The organism is Clostridium sp. AM34-9AC (assembly GCF_003480225.1).
Classification (GTDB): Bacteria; Bacillota; Clostridia; order Lachnospirales; family Lachnospiraceae; genus Acetatifactor; species Acetatifactor acetigignens.
In genome coordinates this window covers 1-15,434 of the sequence record NZ_QUIU01000040.1, presented here as the reverse complement: position 1 = coordinate 15,434, position 15,434 = coordinate 1, and the positions used below count along the sequence as shown (strand labels likewise).

13 protein-coding genes are annotated in these 15,434 nt (G+C 49.0%); 11 read left to right on the top strand and 2 right to left on the bottom strand.

Annotated elements, in window-relative coordinates:
• Positions 1 to 94 precede the first annotated feature (94 nt).
• Positions 95 to 1,507, bottom strand: a complete 1,413-nt coding sequence (uxaC, locus tag DW835_RS16865; protein WP_118540104.1) for a glucuronate isomerase — start codon at positions 1,505 to 1,507, stop codon at positions 95 to 97.
• Between the two features lie 130 nt (positions 1,508 to 1,637).
• On the bottom strand, positions 1,638 to 2,645 hold the full coding sequence (locus DW835_RS16860; protein WP_117467475.1) for a LacI family DNA-binding transcriptional regulator: 1,008 nt from the start codon (positions 2,643 to 2,645) through the stop codon (positions 1,638 to 1,640).
• A 413-nt stretch (positions 2,646 to 3,058) separates the two neighbouring features.
• Here DW835_RS16860 and DW835_RS16850 point away from each other — a divergent pair, with 413 nt between their 5' ends.
• The 11 genes from DW835_RS16850 (at position 3,059) to sfsA (ending at position 15,355) form a co-directional block, all read left to right on the top strand.
• The gene (locus tag DW835_RS16850; protein ID WP_118505705.1) at positions 3,059 to 4,519 is read left to right on the top strand and encodes a tagaturonate reductase; all 1,461 of its coding nucleotides are present in this window, start codon (positions 3,059 to 3,061) and stop codon (positions 4,517 to 4,519) included.
• Positions 4,504 to 5,997, top strand: coding sequence for an altronate dehydratase family protein (locus DW835_RS16845; RefSeq protein ID WP_117467471.1), 1,494 nt, complete (start codon positions 4,504 to 4,506; stop codon positions 5,995 to 5,997). The genes DW835_RS16850 and DW835_RS16845 overlap by 16 nt, the downstream gene beginning before the upstream one ends.
• A gap of 75 nt (positions 5,998 to 6,072) precedes the next feature.
• Positions 6,073 to 6,552, top strand: a complete 480-nt coding sequence (locus tag DW835_RS16840; RefSeq protein ID WP_118668810.1) for a hypothetical protein — start codon at positions 6,073 to 6,075, stop codon at positions 6,550 to 6,552.
• 20 nt (positions 6,553 to 6,572) lie between these two features.
• Entirely contained in the window at positions 6,573 to 8,129 is a 1,557-nt protein-coding gene (locus tag DW835_RS16835; protein WP_118668809.1) for a glycoside hydrolase family 28 protein, read from the top strand.
• A gap of 258 nt (positions 8,130 to 8,387) precedes the next feature.
• Positions 8,388 to 9,224: a sugar phosphate isomerase/epimerase family protein gene (locus DW835_RS16830; RefSeq protein WP_118505675.1), complete on the top strand. Its 837-nt coding sequence runs from the start codon at positions 8,388 to 8,390 to the stop codon at positions 9,222 to 9,224.
• Positions 9,225 to 9,280: 56 nt separating this feature from the next.
• Entirely contained in the window at positions 9,281 to 10,042 is a 762-nt protein-coding gene (locus DW835_RS16825) for a tRNA threonylcarbamoyladenosine dehydratase (RefSeq protein WP_022311769.1), read from the top strand.
• 73 nt (positions 10,043 to 10,115) lie between these two features.
• Complete coding sequence (locus DW835_RS16820; protein ID WP_022311768.1) at positions 10,116 to 11,879, top strand: methyl-accepting chemotaxis protein; 1,764 nt, start codon at positions 10,116 to 10,118, stop codon at positions 11,877 to 11,879.
• An 86-nt stretch (positions 11,880 to 11,965) separates the two neighbouring features.
• Positions 11,966 to 12,526: a sigma-70 family RNA polymerase sigma factor gene (locus DW835_RS16815; protein ID WP_022311767.1), complete on the top strand. Its 561-nt coding sequence runs from the start codon at positions 11,966 to 11,968 to the stop codon at positions 12,524 to 12,526.
• A 33-nt stretch (positions 12,527 to 12,559) separates the two neighbouring features.
• A complete protein-coding gene (locus tag DW835_RS16810) occupies positions 12,560 to 13,210 on the top strand; it encodes a hypothetical protein (RefSeq protein ID WP_147353742.1) in 651 nt (216 codons plus the stop codon).
• A gap of 4 nt (positions 13,211 to 13,214) precedes the next feature.
• On the top strand, positions 13,215 to 14,564 hold the full coding sequence (locus tag DW835_RS16805; RefSeq protein WP_022311765.1) for an MATE family efflux transporter: 1,350 nt from the start codon (positions 13,215 to 13,217) through the stop codon (positions 14,562 to 14,564).
• Positions 14,565 to 14,686: 122 nt separating this feature from the next.
• The gene (sfsA, locus tag DW835_RS16800) at positions 14,687 to 15,355 is read left to right on the top strand and encodes a DNA/RNA nuclease SfsA (protein WP_118505663.1); all 669 of its coding nucleotides are present in this window, start codon (positions 14,687 to 14,689) and stop codon (positions 15,353 to 15,355) included.
• Positions 15,356 to 15,434 lie beyond the last annotated feature (79 nt).

The following is a 15,434-nucleotide window of genomic DNA, read 5'->3' as shown; positions in this document are numbered from 1 at the left end:
TGCCTATGCGCGGCTCATTGCTCGCGTAACTTTCCATTTACATAAAAACCCCCGGCCAAATAACTAGCCGGGGGATTGCACTATTCTTATAATTTTATGCCAGAGGGAACTTGAAATATCTCTTAGCGTTGTTGTAGGAGATATCGGTTACGATCTCGGACAGAGTATCGTAATCTGCAGGGAATTCACCACTCTCTACCCAGTTACCGATCAGGTTGCACAGGATACGACGGAAGTACTCGTGTCTGGTATAGGACAGGAAGCTTCTGGAATCGGTCAGCATTCCAACGAATCCGGACAGGTTGCCCAGGTTAGCCAGGGAGATCATCTGATCCTGCATACCGGTCTTGTGATCGTTGAACCACCAAGCGGAACCCTGCTGGATCTTGGCAACAGCGGTGGAATCCTGGAAGCATCCGAGGATGGTACCGATGGCCTGGTTGTCGTTGGGATTCAGGCTGTAGATGACAGTTCTGGGCAGCTCGTCGGTTACGATCAGAGCGTTCAGGAAGTCAGCCATCTGTGCGGAAGGAGCGTAGTTGTTGATGCAGTCGTAACCGGTATCGGGACCCAGCTTCTCGAACATCAGAGTATTGTTGTCACGCTTACAACCGTAATGCAACTGCATAGCCCAGTCAAGCTTGTGATATTCCTTGCCTACGAACAGCATGAAAGCGGTCTTGAACTTCAGTTCCTCTTCCTTGGTCAGAACCATCTTGTTCAGTCTCTTTAAGAAGATCTCTTCCAGCTCATCGTCGGAAGCGGGATAGTACATTACATACTCCAGAGCATGGTCAGATACGTTACAACCCATGGATGCGAAGAAAGCCATACGGTTCTTCAGAGCTTCCTTTAAGCTTGCGAAGGAGTTGATCTCGGTCATGCCTGCAGCAGCAGCCAGCTTCTCCAGATAATCCAGATAATCGGGCTTCTCGATGTTCATAGCTTTGTCAGGTCTCCATGCGGGCAGAACCTTTACATCGAAAGTATCATCTGCAGCCAGCTTCTTGTGCCACTCCAGAGAATCAATAGGATCATCGGTGGTGCAGATCAGGGTAACATTGCTCTGCTTGATCAGATTACGAACGCTCATGGAAGGCTGCTGCAGTTTTTCATTGCACAGGTTCCATACTTCATCAGCGGTATTCTTGTTCAGAACGCCGGTGTAACCGAAGTATCTCTGCAGTTCCAGATGGCTCCAGTGGAACAGGGGGTTGCCGATAGCCTTGCCCAGGCACTCAGCCCATTTGCAGAACTTCTCGTAATCGGAAGCGTCACCGGTGATGTACTTTTCGTCCACACCGCAGGAACGCATGAAACGCCACTTGTAGTGATCGCCGCCCAACCATACCTGAGTGATGTTGTCGAACTGACGATCCTCAGCAATCTCCTTGGGATTGATATGGCAATGGTAGTCCAGAATCGGTGTTTTTTCTGCGTAGTCGTGGAACAGCTTTTTAGCGGTCTCAGTCTCTAACAGAAAGTCCTTGTCCATAAATGCTTTCATTTTAAAAATCCTCCATGTTCATATGAGTCAGATCCGGTAGGGATCCGGCGACTATAGTGATAAATATAGAAAAGGGGTGATTTGCAGCTCCCCCGTGCTGTCATAAACAAATGCCTATATGTGCCGCAAGCTACTTTGTGGTACCGCGTTTTACCAGTTCACCGGAGAATACAGTCTTCTTCGGCATCTCGCTTCCGCCCAAAACGCCCATCAGCGTTGTGATCAGATGCTGGCAGAGTGTTTCCAGTTTATTGTCGATACTGGTCAGCTCCGGATCGCAGCAGTTCACCAGCATGGAATTATTATAACCGATGATAGCCAGATCCTCCGGAATCCGCAGCTTCATTTCACGGGCGTATTTCAGAGCACCCAGTGCCAGAGAATCGTCAGCAGCAATGACACCGTGGAAGGTGATTCCCTTTGCATGCAGCTTCAGCAGCTGGTCTGCCATAGCGGGAATATCTTCATGAGATCCCTGATAGAGCTGCAGGAAGCTTCCGTTGGTCAGAAGTCCTTTTTCCTCCATGGCGGCACGGTAACCGGCCAGCTTTTTCTTACCACTGTAAGAAGTGGAGTTGTAGAAGTACAGGATGTCTTCCACTCCGGAACGGATCATTTCCATGGTGGCATCATATATGGAAGTAAAATCATCCGATACGATGCTGTAAACATTGGGAGCGTCCATGGCTGCATTCAACAGCATCACAGGCACCTGTCCGGCAGCGCCGAGGATGTATTTGTTGTCATCTTCCTTCTCGTAGATAAAATTGGAACCTACTAATATAATGCCGTCCACTTTTTTCGTGATCAGAAGGTTCATGGAACTTGCTTTGGTATCCAGATCATAACCGGTACAGCACAGGATGCTGTCGTAACCGTTGGCCCGAAGCTTCTGCTCAATATAGTAGATCGCTTTGGCAAGGTACGGATCCGAACTGTCGGCACACATGATACCGATGGTCTTCATGGTGTTGAGACCTAATCCCCTGGCGAATGCGTTGGGAGTGTACTCGTACTGGTTGATCACATCCAGCACTTTTTTCTTGGTTTTCTCGCTTACATTGTTGCTTCCGTTGAGTACGCGGGAAACAGTAGCAATAGAGACACCGGCCTTTTCAGAAATATCGTAAATTGTCATCTGTGGCTTCCTCTCTGCTTCTATGTAACAGTGTGTAAAAAGATATGTAAGAAAAATGTAAGTAGTTACATAAAAAAGCTATATCTGAATTATAACGAAAGACTTCTCTTTTTTCAAGATACTTTTTCAACTTCTCATATGTCAAAAATTTATCAAAGCGAAATATTGCTGATAAAAGCGGTAGTTTCACGAAAATAAAACTTTCTTTTTTTGGTGATTGACGAAACCATTTTTTTGAAGTAAAATGAATCATGAAAGTACTTACATAAACTTCCTACAATTCAGACCAAAGACAATGCCCCGGGCGGTGTAACAGATTCGTTCGTAAGGCGTGCCGGGGAAAGTAAGTGCAGGTAATAGAGTGCCGTAAGACGGTGCAGATAGGATACGCTAAGCGTAGAATGGAGGACAAAATGGATATCTTAAACAAGGCAAAGACCGGTAAAAAGGAAAGACCTATCAAGGTGGTACAGTTCGGCGAGGGTAATTTCTTACGTGGATTCGTAGATTACATGATCGACATCGCTAACGAGCAGGGCAAGTTCGATGGAGACATCGTTCTGATCAAACCCATCGAGTTCGGTAACCTGGATATGTTCCACAAGCAGGACTGCCAGTATACTGTATCCCTTCGCGGTAATGTGAACGGTGAAGCCAAGATTATTAATAGAATCGTAACCAGTGTTGCAGATGCTGTAGACACTTATAATGAATATGACAAGTACATGGGACTTGCCGAGATCGATACCTTACGTTTCGTAGTATCCAACACCACCGAGGCAGGTATCGTATATGATGATACCGATAAGTTTGAATTAGAGCCTCCCAAGACTTTCCCCGGCAAGCTGACCAAGTTCTTATATCACAGATTCGAGACCTTCAAGGGTGATATGAGCAAGGGTCTGGTAATGCTTCCCGTAGAGCTGATCGATGACAACGGTATTATGCTGAAGAAGTGCGTAATGCAGCTGATCGAGCTGTGGGGACTGGGCGATGAGTTCAAGAAGTGGGTAGATGAGGCATGTGTATTCACTTCTACTCTGGTAGACCGTATCATTACCGGTTATCCCCGTGCTACCGAGAAGGAAGAATGGGAGAAGCTGGGTTACGAAGACCACATCATGGTAACCGGTGAGCCGTTTGCTCTGTGGGTTATTGAATCCGCTAAGGACATCAGCAAGGAGTTCCCTCTTCCCGATGCAGGACTTCCTGTTATCTTCACTGACAATCAGAAGCCTTATAAGCAGAGAAAGGTTCGTATCCTGAACGGTGCGCATACCTCTTTCGTACTGGCTTCTTACCTGTGCGGCAACGACATCGTAAGACAGTCCATGCATGATGACGATATCCGTAACTTCATGCTGAAGACCATTTATGACGAAGTAATCCCTACCCTGTCTCTGCCTGAGGAGGAACTGAAGCAGTTTGCAGGTGAGGTTGTAAACCGTTTCGACAATCCTTATGTAGATCATGCACTGCTTGCTATCTCCCTGAACTCCGTATCCAAGTGGAGAGCAAGATGTATGCCCAGCCTGTTAGGCTATGTTGAGAAGACCGGTAAGCTTCCCGCTCATCTGACCTTCTCCATTGCAGCACTGATGGCATTCTACCATGGCACCGAGATCCGCGATAAGGCTCTGATCGGTCATAGAGACGGTCAGGAATACAACATCATGGATGACAAAGCAGTTCTGGAGTTCTTCGCAGCAAATTGTGAGAAGGACACCAAGACTTTCGTAACTTCCTTCCTTGGTAATGAAGACTTCTTCGGCCAGGATCTGAACAAGGTTCCCGGACTGACCGATGCAGTTGTAGCATACCTGGATGATATTAAGGCAAATGGCATGAGGGCAGCATTATGCAAGATTTCTTAAAAATTAATGACAATGATAATGTAGTCGTAGCATTAAATACGATTCCTGCCGGTGAGAAGATCACAGTCTCTGTAGGTGACGGTCAGAAGACCGTTACCGCCAGAGAGGAGATCCCAGCAGGACATAAGATGGCTATTTTTGATATTCCCGAAGGCGGCGAGGTCATCAAATACGGTTACCGTATCGGTAATGCCAAGGAGAACATCACAGAGGGCAGCTGGATCCATACTCATAATGTAAAGACCGCTCTGGGCGATCTGCTGGAGTACACCTACAACCCCACTCCGGTAGAGGAGAAGAAGACGGAAGATGTGACTTTTATGGGCTTCAACCGTCCGGATGGCAAAGTAGGTGTTCGTAACGAGATCTGGGTCATCCCCACCGTTGGCTGTGTCAACAACGTGGCAACCGCTATTGCAAAACAGGCCAATGCATTCGTTAAGGGCAGTGTGGAAGAGGTTATCGCATTCCCTCATCCCTATGGTTGTTCCCAGATGGGTGATGACCAGGAGCATACCCGTAAGATTCTTGCAGACCTGATCAATCATCCCAATGCAGGTGGTGTTCTGGTACTGGGACTGGGCTGTGAGAACAGCAACATTGATGTATTAAAGCCTTACATTGGCGATTATGATGAGAACCGTGTGAAATTCCTGGTATGTCAGGAGCACGAGGATGAAATCGCAGATTCCGTAGAGGTGATCAAGGGCCTGATTGATTATGCTTCCAAGTTCGAGAGAGAGCCCATCAGCGTAAGCAAGCTGGTCATCGGTATGAAGTGCGGCGGCAGTGACGGACTGTCCGGTATTACCGCCAACCCTCTGGTAGGACGTTTCTCCGACCTGCTGATCTCTAAGGGCGGTACCACCATCCTGACCGAGGTTCCCGAGATGTTCGGTGCAGAGACCATTCTGATGAACCGTTGTGCCAACGAGGAACTGTTCCACCAGACCGTAGATCTGATCAATGACTTCAAGAATTATTTCAAGAGTCACAATCAGACTATTTACGAGAATCCTTCTCCGGGCAACAAAAAGGGAGGTATCTCCACTCTGGAGGACAAGTCTCTGGGATGTACCCAGAAGTCCGGAAGTGCTCTGGTCAAGGGTGTATTGCAGTATGGTGATACGGTGAAGACTCCGGGACTGAACCTTTTGTCCGCACCGGGCAACGATCTGGTAGCAGCTACCGCACTGGCAGCCGCAGGAGCACATATCGTACTGTTTACCACAGGACGCGGAACTCCTTTCGCATCTCCGGTTCCTACCATGAAGATCGCGACCAACTCCCGCTTGGCAGGCAAAAAGTCCAACTGGATCGATTTCAATGCCGGCGTACTGGTAGAGGATAAGACCATGGAAGAGGAGACCAAGGCTTTGTTTGATCTGGTAGTGGAGACCGCTTCCGGCAGGCAGGTATGCAGTGAAGCAGCAGGCTTCCATGATATGGCTATTTTCAAGCAGGGTGTAACTCTGTAAAAGATCATACACAAAACGGCGTTCTTTTGTTACAATAAACGTGCAGGAGAACGCCTTTGTTATATAGGAGGAACTATGACAATTCAGGAAATCAAGGCACTTCCCCGTACGGAGGAAGGCATTTTCGACCTGGCAGCCGTGCAGCAGAGTGCAGGTCTGGGCAACATTTATCAGGCGGCGGATCTGGTGTATCCCGTCTATGCGGCCTATGAGACCACGGAGAATAAAAAAGAAGGCTATCCGGATATCATGGCACAGATGCGTGTGCTGAAAAAGCATGCAGAAAGTGAATTCAGTGCTGAAAACGGTGCAGCTTATACCGCAGTCATGCTTCATACCGTAGAGCAGATCAGCCCGGAGATCTACGAGAATTACAGAGAGCTTCTGGACAATTTCCGCAGTGCGGTAAAGCGTATGTTGGAGCAGTATTATGATGCAAAGGAAAATAAGTTTGCCATGGATGCCACATCGGAAAAGGTATTTTGCGATGCCGTACAGAAGGCATGTGCGGAGTATTTATTGTTAGCGGAAAAATATCAGATGTGCATTAGGTAGAGAACGAGAGGAAACAGCGCATGGAAATCAGACATATTATGCATACTGCCCGCAGTGCGACCATAGAGATCGCAGACGGCGGCAGATATTTTATAAAACAGCCCGTGGAGCTGCGGGTAAACGGTGAGCCGTCACTGACCACAGAGAAGACCATCACTTCCCTGTTTGATTTAAAGCCGGATCAGAAGTATGTGGTGGAAGCTTATGTGAACGGAGAAAAGCAGGGCAAAGTATCTTTCAAGACGGATTATGAGTACGTGACTCTGGATGTGACCAGATTCGGTGCCAAGGGTGACGGGGAACATGACGATACCCACTTTATTCAGGCTGCCATCATGGCATGTCCGGTGAACAGCAGAGTGTATTTCCCCGCAGGAACCTACCGTATTACCAGCCTGTTCTTAAAAAGCCACATCCGTATTGAACTGGCAGAGGGTGCGGAGCTTAAGGCATTTACCGACAGAGAGAAATTCCCCACATTCCCTGGCATGTTACAAAGCTATGATGAGACCGACGAGTACAATCTCGGCACCTGGGAGGGCAATCCCTTACCTATGTTCTCCGGCATCATCTGCGGTATCGGTGCAGAAGACGTGGTGATCTACGGACAGGGTAAGATCAACGGCAACGCTTCCAAAGAAAACTGGTGGAAAGACCCCAAGGTTATGAACATTGCGTTTCGCCCCAGACTGTTTTTCATCAGCGGATGTAAAAATGTGACTTTGCAGGGTGTGACCTTCTGCAATTCCCCTTCCTGGACCCTGCATCCCTATTTCAGCAATGATCTGAAATTCATCGGTGTGACCGTGCAGAATCCCAGCGATTCCCCCAACACCGACGGACTGGATCCGGAATCCTGCAAAAATGTGGAGATCCTGGGTGTGCGTTTTTCCCTGGGAGATGACTGTATTGCAGTCAAGAGCGGTAAGATCTACATGGGCAAAAAGCATAAGACTCCTTCCGAGAATATCCATATCCGTCAGTGCCTTATGGAGAACGGCCACGGTGCCGTAACTCTGGGAAGTGAAATGGCAGGCGGCGTGGTAAATCTGACAGTGGAAGACTGTATTTTCCGTCATACAGACAGAGGTCTGCGTATCAAGACCCGTCGCGGCAGAGGAAAAGATGCAATTCTCAGCAATATCATTTTCCGAAATCTGACGCTGGACCATGTGATGACACCGCTGGTGGTCAACTGCTTCTATTTCTGTGATCCCGACGGCAAGACCACTTATGTCCAGTCCAGAGATGTTTACCCTGTGGACGACAGAACACCGCAGGTGAAAAAGATGGTATTTGAAAACATGGAATGTACGAACTGCCATGTGGCAGCTGCGTTCTTCGACGGACTTCCCGAGCAGAAGATCGAGGAAATCTACATGAAGGACATTTCCATCAGCTACGCTGAAGATGCCAAGTGTGATGTCCCCGCCATGTCTGACGGCGTGGAGAAGAGCAGCAAGCGCGGAATGTTTGCCAGAAATGTAGCAAAACTGACACTGGACAATGTGAAGATTGAAGGACAGGTCGGAGAAGCTTACGAACTGGAAGGTGTGGATGAACTGATCAGACGTTGATATAATGAGCGCAAGAGAGCCAGAGGGAGCTCGCTCACTCTCGGTGAACGGTGAAGTGATTGAGTGATGAAATCACGAAATAATGAGCGCAAGAGAGCCAGAGGGAGCTTGCTCACTCTCGGCGAACGGCGAAGCTGATCATGATAGCTGCGAAGCAGGATGTAGAGTGCGATAGCACGGAATTCGTGAGCTCACGCTATAATAGAGATAAGCAGAAGAGAATACGGCCCAGGAGCCGTGATCGGAATGGAGGAAAATATGCAGTTAGGAATCCGTTTACATGATACGAAAAAGCTTCCTTTTGAGGAGCGTATTGCCAATGTACATGAGCTGGGCTTTGCCTGCGGACATCTGGCTCCGGGCAAGGTGATCAGCGAGTTTCCCACCACGGATGAGGCGCTGACCCCGGGACTTGCCATGTACATGAAAAATGTATTCGCAAAAAATCAGGTGGATGTTGCGGTATTAGGATGCTATTTGAACCTGGCAAACCCCAACCCGGAGCAGCTTGCGAAAATTACCCACCGTTATATGGCACATATCCGTTTTGCTTCCTGGCTGGGCTGCGGTGTCGTGGGAACTGAGACCGGTGCTCCCAACGAGACCTATACCGCGGTACCGGAATGCCACGGAGAAGAAGCATTACAGACCTTTATCACCAACTTACGCCCGGTAGTAAAATACGCGGAGCAGATGGGCGTTGTCATGGCCATCGAACCGGTATGGAAGCATATCGTATACAACCCCGCCAGAGCCAGAAGAGTGCTGGATGAGATCAATTCTCCCAACCTTCAGATCATTCTGGATCCGGTGAACCTGTTGGATTACTGCAATTACAAGGATCAGGTGGCTATCGTGGATGAAGCAATCGATCTGCTGGGTGAAGATGTGGCTATGGTACATCTGAAAGATTTTATTCCCGAGGACGGGAAGCTTCGTTCTGTAGGCTGCGGTCTGGGACAGATGGATTATACTTCTGTACTGAAGTTTATGAAGGAGCGGAAGCCCTTTATCCATGCCACTCTGGAGGACACCACACCGGAAAATAACGTGCAGGTGAAAAATTTTATTCAGGGACTCTATGACAATCTGTAAAGATGTGGTATACTCTTTCGAGAGTATTCCCAGTAGATTGGTAGGAACAGTGAATTATGTTAAATGAATTTTCCAGAACAGAATTATTGATCGGCAAGGAAGCCATGCAGCGCCTGTACGGCGCAAGAGTTGCTGTCTTCGGCATCGGCGGTGTCGGCGGTTATGTGGTGGAGGCTCTGGCCCGCAGTGGTGTAGGAGCCTTTGATCTGATCGATGACGATAAGGTCTGTCTGACGAATATTAACCGTCAGATCATCGCTACCAGGAAGACCATCGGCAAATACAAGGTAGATGTCATGGAGGAACGTGTACACTCCATCAACCCGGAGGCACAGGTTACAGTACACAAATGTTTTTATCTCCCGGAGACGGCAGACCAGTTTGATTTTACCCAGTATGATTACGTGGTGGATGCGGTGGATACCGTGACTGCCAAGCTGGAGATCATCATGCGGGCGAAGGAGGCGGGAGTTCCCGTTATCAGCTGTATGGGAGCCGGCAACAAATTAGACCCCACGCAGTTCCATGTGGCGGATATCTACAAGACTACCATGTGCCCTTTGGCGAAGGTCATGCGCAGAGAACTGAAAAAGCGCGGTGTGAAGAAGCTGAAGGTGGTGTATTCTACGGAAAGCCCGGTGAAGCCGCTGGAAAATATGGAAAACAGCTGCAAGACAGGCTGTGTCTGCCCTCCGGGTACCACTCATAAATGCACGGACAGAAGAGCCATCCCCGGCAGTATTTCATTTGTACCGTCCGTAGCGGGATTGATTCTCGCAGGCGAAGTGATCAAGGATCTGATTGCAGAAAAAGAATAGCTTTTTTATTAACTGTGCGGTATAATTCTATTATGCATGAACCGTTAAAGGTACAAAGGAGGTTGCTTTATTTATGACAGAAGAGGTAAGCAAAGAACAGATCAAAGGGGAAAATGGGACAGGTATTGATGAAGCTAAGCGCCTGAAGGAGAAAAAGGGAGCTAACATGGTAGTCAAGATCCTGGCGATCGTACTGGTACCGCTTATAGCGATCGCAGTCATTGCCATCCTGGCATTGAATTCCGCAGGGGACAGAATTTCCGACGCGATGATGAAGCATGAGCTGGCAGCGACGGAATATGCACTGGAAATGAGCCTGAACAATTCCGCTCCCGGAGACTTTTCATACGAGAACGGAGCACTTTATAAAGGGGAACTGAATCTTACGGACAATAAGCAGGTACTCGATGCTTTGAAACAGAATGCCGGTGTGGATGTGGCACTGTTCTGGGGCAGTGATCTGGCTGTGACCAATCTGACCGGAGGTACCATCACTCTGAGTGAAAAAGTGGCTTCCAAGGTACTGGGTGGAGAAAGCTATTTTTCCAATTCCCTGAAGCTGGGGGATACCGGATGCTATGCATATCTGGCACCTTTGAAGAATACCGACGGCACGGTTGTGGGTATTCTGGCTGCCTGTATGCCGGTAAGGGAAGTGAATGCGCTTTACAAAGGGATTGTAACCGGAAGAGCAATAGCGATTCTGATCCTTGTGGCAGCATTCTGTGTCTCCACCTTTATTGTAGTAGGCATGATCTCCAAAGCACTACTGGGTGTAGTAGGTAATCTGGATCAGATCGCAGAGGGTAAATTGAACTTCAAGGTTCCCGATAAGCTGTTAAACCGCAGTGATGAAGTAGGTAAGAGCGCACGGGCTGTATACTCTGTAGTGAACGGCTTTTCCGGAATTATCAGGGATATTCACAATTCCATGCTGGATATGAATGAGTTTACGGGAACGTTCACCAGCAATTTTGACAGCATCGGACAGTCCATTTCTTCTGTAAATACAGCTGTGAATGAGATTGCCCAGGGAGCTACCACACAGGCGGCGGATACCCAGAAAGTCAGCGAAAGCATGAACGAGATGAGCAATGCACTGGGCCGTACGGCAGACAGTGTTAATGCTTTGAGCAGCAGTGCTGCCAACATGAAGGAGAGCAATGCTACCGTGGACAGCACCCTGAAGGAACTGTTGGAGATCAGCTCTCATACACAGCAGTCGGTGGATCAGGTGCAGGAGCAGACCAATATCACCAACGAGTCCGCACAGGCGATTCAGGCAGCTACCGATATCATCGCAGGTATTGCGAACCAGACCAACCTGCTGTCATTAAATGCCAGTATTGAGGCAGCGAGAGCCGGTGAGATGGGCAGAGGCTTTGCAGTCGTAGCGGAAGAGATCCGTGGTCTGGCAGACCAGTCCAGGGAATCCGCAGACAAGATCCGCAGCATCGTGGAGAACCTGATCAGCAATTCCAACCAGAGCGTTCAGATCATGAACGGTGTGGTAGGTGAGATCCATCAGCAGAACGAGAAGCTGGGTACCACGCTGAATGTCTTCAGCACCCTGAACCAGGAGGTTCAGAAGGTAGTCGGTGAGATCAATGTGATCTCCGGCGAGCTGGATCATATTGAGAATTATAAGACGGATGTGGTGGAGAAGATCGACGGACTTACCGAGATCTCCCAGAACAATGCGGCAAGCACCGAAGAGACCGCAGCTACCATGGATCAGCTGGCGGAGATCGTGGAGGATTGCCGACAGGCTACCACACAGCTGAATGAAATTGCGGGTTCACTGAATGCAAATGCGAAGAAATTCCAGCTCGGATAAGATGGAACGGAGCAAATGGAGAAATGAAGAGGGGCACTGTTACAGAAAAAACTGTGGCAGTGCCCTTTTTGGAAAGGAGACAGCCAATGGAGGATACCGCAATATTGGAACTGTATTGGGCGAGGGACGAACAGGCCATCGCAGAGACGCAGAAAAGTTACGGAAAATATTGTTACAGCATTGCCTACCATATCCTGCATGACAGGGAGGATACGGAAGAGTGCCTGAATGATACCTGGATGCGGGCATGGAATGCCATACCTCCGAAAAAACCGAATCGTCTGGAGCTGTTTCTGGGAACTATTACCCGGAACTTGTCGTTTGATAGATGGAAGGCGAAAAATGCACAGAAACGTGGGAATGGTATTATGGATACGACGCTGGATGAACTGGCAGAGTGCATTCCGGCGGCGCATAACACAGAAGAAGCCGTGGAAGCGGCGGAACTGGAGCGGAGCATCAATGCGTTCCTGCATACACTTTCGGAACAGGAGTGCAATGTATTCCTGCGCAGATACTGGTTCGTAGAGGAATATGCGGAGATCGCCGGGCGTTATGGAATGAATCTGAATACGGTGAAGACATCGCTGTTCCGGACCAGAAAAAAACTGCAAAAATATCTGGAACAACAGGGAATCGTCTTATAGACGGAGAAAGAGACGAAAGCGGTGATGAAGGATATGAGCGATTGTAATAAGAACAATAATCAAGATGTGAATTTAAAAGAAGAAAAACTGTTCCGGGCGATGTCCGGAGTGGATGAGGATCTGTTGCTTCGAAGCGAACAGATCAGAAATTCGGGAAGGGTACATAAGTTCCCGATGCGCTATGTGACCCGCATTGCGGCAGCCTGCCTGTGTTTCGTGGTAGCGGGAGTATTGTATATGACAATGAGCAGTACCAAAATGGCAGACAGTACCGGCAATGCGGATACGGCAGCACCACAGATGGCCTACGGTATCACTGAGGATCAGGAGATCCAGGAAGAGGCGGTGGATGCTGCCCGGTCGGGGGATACAGCAGGAGCAGAGAACGAGATCCAGAAAGAGGCGGCAATGGCGGAAGAGGAGGCTGCTATGCCGGAGGGTGAGGCTGCGGAGGATAGTGCCAATATGGCTGAAATGACAGACTCTGCTTCGACAGACAGCGGACAGCAGGCAGCATCCGGGAACAGCATAGACGGGCAGAAACAGAGCGGACTGGAGAGCGCGTTATCCGTCAGCGGTAATGAAAGTTCACAGGACAGTACAGAGGCGGCCCCAGAAGAGGATGGAATTCTTAAAAAGAAGGAAAGACAATTACCGAAGAAAATGACAGTGAAAGGACAATAAAGCAATGAGTACGATAGAGAAACACGACATGACCCAGGGAAAGATACTGTTACCCTTAGTATCTTTTACAATCCCGTTGGTACTGGGGAATCTGTTTCAGCTGACCTACAATGCAGCGGACTCCGTCATTGTGGGAAAATATGTAGGAGAACAGGCACTGGCGGCAGTTGGAACTTCCACTCCTATTATGAATATTGCAATCCTGTTGATCAGCGGGATGTGCATGGGAGCCAGTGTGTTGATGAGCTCCCAGTACGGAGCGAAGGATTATGATACTTTATCCAGACAGATCAGTACGACGATGTTAGCTGGCTGCGGGTTTTCCGTAGTGTTTTCACTGCTGATGCTTCTTCTGGCGAATCCGGTGCTTCGGCTCATTCGGGTGCCGGAGACAGCCATACCCGAAGCTGCGGCATATCTTAGGATCATTTTCATGGGCCTGATCTTTACGTTCATGTATAATTTTCTGGCGAATACCATGCGGGCGCTGGGAGACAGCAAGACGCCGCTGTATTTTCTGGTGACCAGTGCTTTCCTGAATATCTTCGGAGATCTGTTTTTCGTTGTGGTACTGCGCTGGGGTGTGGCGGGAAGTGCCATTGCCACAGTGTGCAGCGAGGGACTTTGCTGCCTGCTGTGCGGTATATATATTAAGAAAAAGATTCCTCTTTTATGTCTTGGGAAAAAGTGGTGGGTATTCGATAAGAGCCTGCTGGGTAAGACAGTCAGCTACGGCAGTACCAGTGCCATGCAGCAGGTATGTCTGCAGCTGGGAAAACTGATCATACAGTCTGTGGTCAATACGCAGGGTGTTGCGGTCATGGCGGCATTTACCGCGGTGAACCGAGTGGATGATTTTGCCTATACACCACAGCAGAATATCGGACATGCCATGACGACTTTTCTGGCACAGAACAAGGGTGCAGGGCATAAGGAGCGGATGAAGAAGGGATTCCAGACAGGTCTTTTGATCGAACTGGTCTATTCCATCGGATTGTTCTGTGTGATCTGGGGACTGGCTCCGCAGATCATGACATTGTTCGCCGAGGACGGGGATGCACAGGTGGTATCTCTGGGCATCAGTTATCTGCATCTGATCTCCTGGATGTATATTCTGCCGGGATTGACCAATGGTGTGCAGGGATTCTTCCGTGGTATTGGTGATCTGAAAGTGACATTGTACAGCACATTTATGAATATGTTCGGCAGAGTTGTGGCAGTATTTGTAATGATCCGTCTGTTACAGATGGAATTTGCCAGCCTGGCCTGGGCCAATATGGTCGGATGGATCGTGATGCTGTTGTTCGAGGTGCCGCTGCTAGTGAAGTCTATGCGGAACGGCGAGTGCGGATAGAATGAGCATGTGGCGGACGGTCGCGGGAGACCTCGGGAAATGCCGCAGAGTCTTGGCAATTGGGGGCGTAAAGCAGTGTCGAAAGTCGGGGAGCGGATAGAGTTAAGGATAGGAAATTTTACATGAAGTATGGAAAGATCGTAGAGGGAAAATTCATTGACCGTCCCAACCGGTTTATTGCCCATGTGGAGATTGCAGGGAAAGCGGAGACGGTGCATGTGAAAAATACCGGAAGATGCAGGGAACTTTTGCTCCCCGGGGCAGCGGTGCGTCTGGAACAGTCGGATAATCCGGCAAGAAAGACATTGTATGACCTGGTGGCTGTTTATAAAGACAGGATCGGCTGGATCAACATTGACAGTCAGGCACCGAATAAGGTCGTGAAGGAATGGCTGGAGGCGCAGGACTATGATGTGGTCAGACCGGAGTATACCTATGGAAATTCCCGCATTGATTTCTATCTGGAAAAAGGGGAGCACAAAATACTCATGGAAGTGAAAGGCTGTACTCTGGAGATCAACGGCATCGGCTATTTTCCCGATGCACCCACGGAGCGTGGGGTGAAGCATCTGCGGGAACTGGCCGCAGCGAGACAGGAAGGATATGAATGTGTGGTTGCCTTTGTGATTCAGATGGAAGGAGTGACGGAAGTACGTCCTTATGTGGAAATGCAGCCGGAATTTGGTACCGCTCTGGCGGAAGCCGAGGCCGCTGGGGTGAAGGTGTTGTTTTTGCCATGCAAGGTGGGTAGAGACTGGCTGAAGATAGATGGAAAGTTACGCGAGCAATGAGCCTCGCATAGGCATAGTGAAGACAGCGATGGGCGCTTGCGCATGATTCGCTGTCTTTACTTATGCCGAGATGCGGCGA

What these genes read in the sequence shown, in the direction of transcription:
- uxaC (WP_118540104.1), bottom strand. Translation starts at nt 1,507, where the DNA reads ATGAAAGCATTTATGGACAAGGACTTTCTGTTAGAGACTGAGACCGCT.
- DW835_RS16860 (WP_117467475.1), bottom strand. Translation starts at nt 2,645, where the DNA reads ATGACAATTTACGATATTTCTGAAAAGGCCGGTGTCTCTATTGCTACT.
- DW835_RS16850 (WP_118505705.1), top strand. Translation starts at nt 3,059, where the DNA reads ATGGATATCTTAAACAAGGCAAAGACCGGTAAAAAGGAAAGACCTATC.
- DW835_RS16845 (WP_117467471.1), top strand. Translation starts at nt 4,504, where the DNA reads ATGCAAGATTTCTTAAAAATTAATGACAATGATAATGTAGTCGTAGCA.
- DW835_RS16840 (WP_118668810.1), top strand. Translation starts at nt 6,073, where the DNA reads ATGACAATTCAGGAAATCAAGGCACTTCCCCGTACGGAGGAAGGCATT.
- DW835_RS16835 (WP_118668809.1), top strand. Translation starts at nt 6,573, where the DNA reads ATGGAAATCAGACATATTATGCATACTGCCCGCAGTGCGACCATAGAG.
- DW835_RS16830 (WP_118505675.1), top strand. Translation starts at nt 8,388, where the DNA reads ATGCAGTTAGGAATCCGTTTACATGATACGAAAAAGCTTCCTTTTGAG.
- DW835_RS16825 (WP_022311769.1), top strand. Translation starts at nt 9,281, where the DNA reads ATGTTAAATGAATTTTCCAGAACAGAATTATTGATCGGCAAGGAAGCC.
- DW835_RS16820 (WP_022311768.1), top strand. Translation starts at nt 10,116, where the DNA reads ATGACAGAAGAGGTAAGCAAAGAACAGATCAAAGGGGAAAATGGGACA.
- DW835_RS16815 (WP_022311767.1), top strand. Translation starts at nt 11,966, where the DNA reads ATGGAGGATACCGCAATATTGGAACTGTATTGGGCGAGGGACGAACAG.
- DW835_RS16810 (WP_147353742.1), top strand. Translation starts at nt 12,560, where the DNA reads ATGAGCGATTGTAATAAGAACAATAATCAAGATGTGAATTTAAAAGAA.
- DW835_RS16805 (WP_022311765.1), top strand. Translation starts at nt 13,215, where the DNA reads ATGAGTACGATAGAGAAACACGACATGACCCAGGGAAAGATACTGTTA.
- sfsA (WP_118505663.1), top strand. Translation starts at nt 14,687, where the DNA reads ATGAAGTATGGAAAGATCGTAGAGGGAAAATTCATTGACCGTCCCAAC.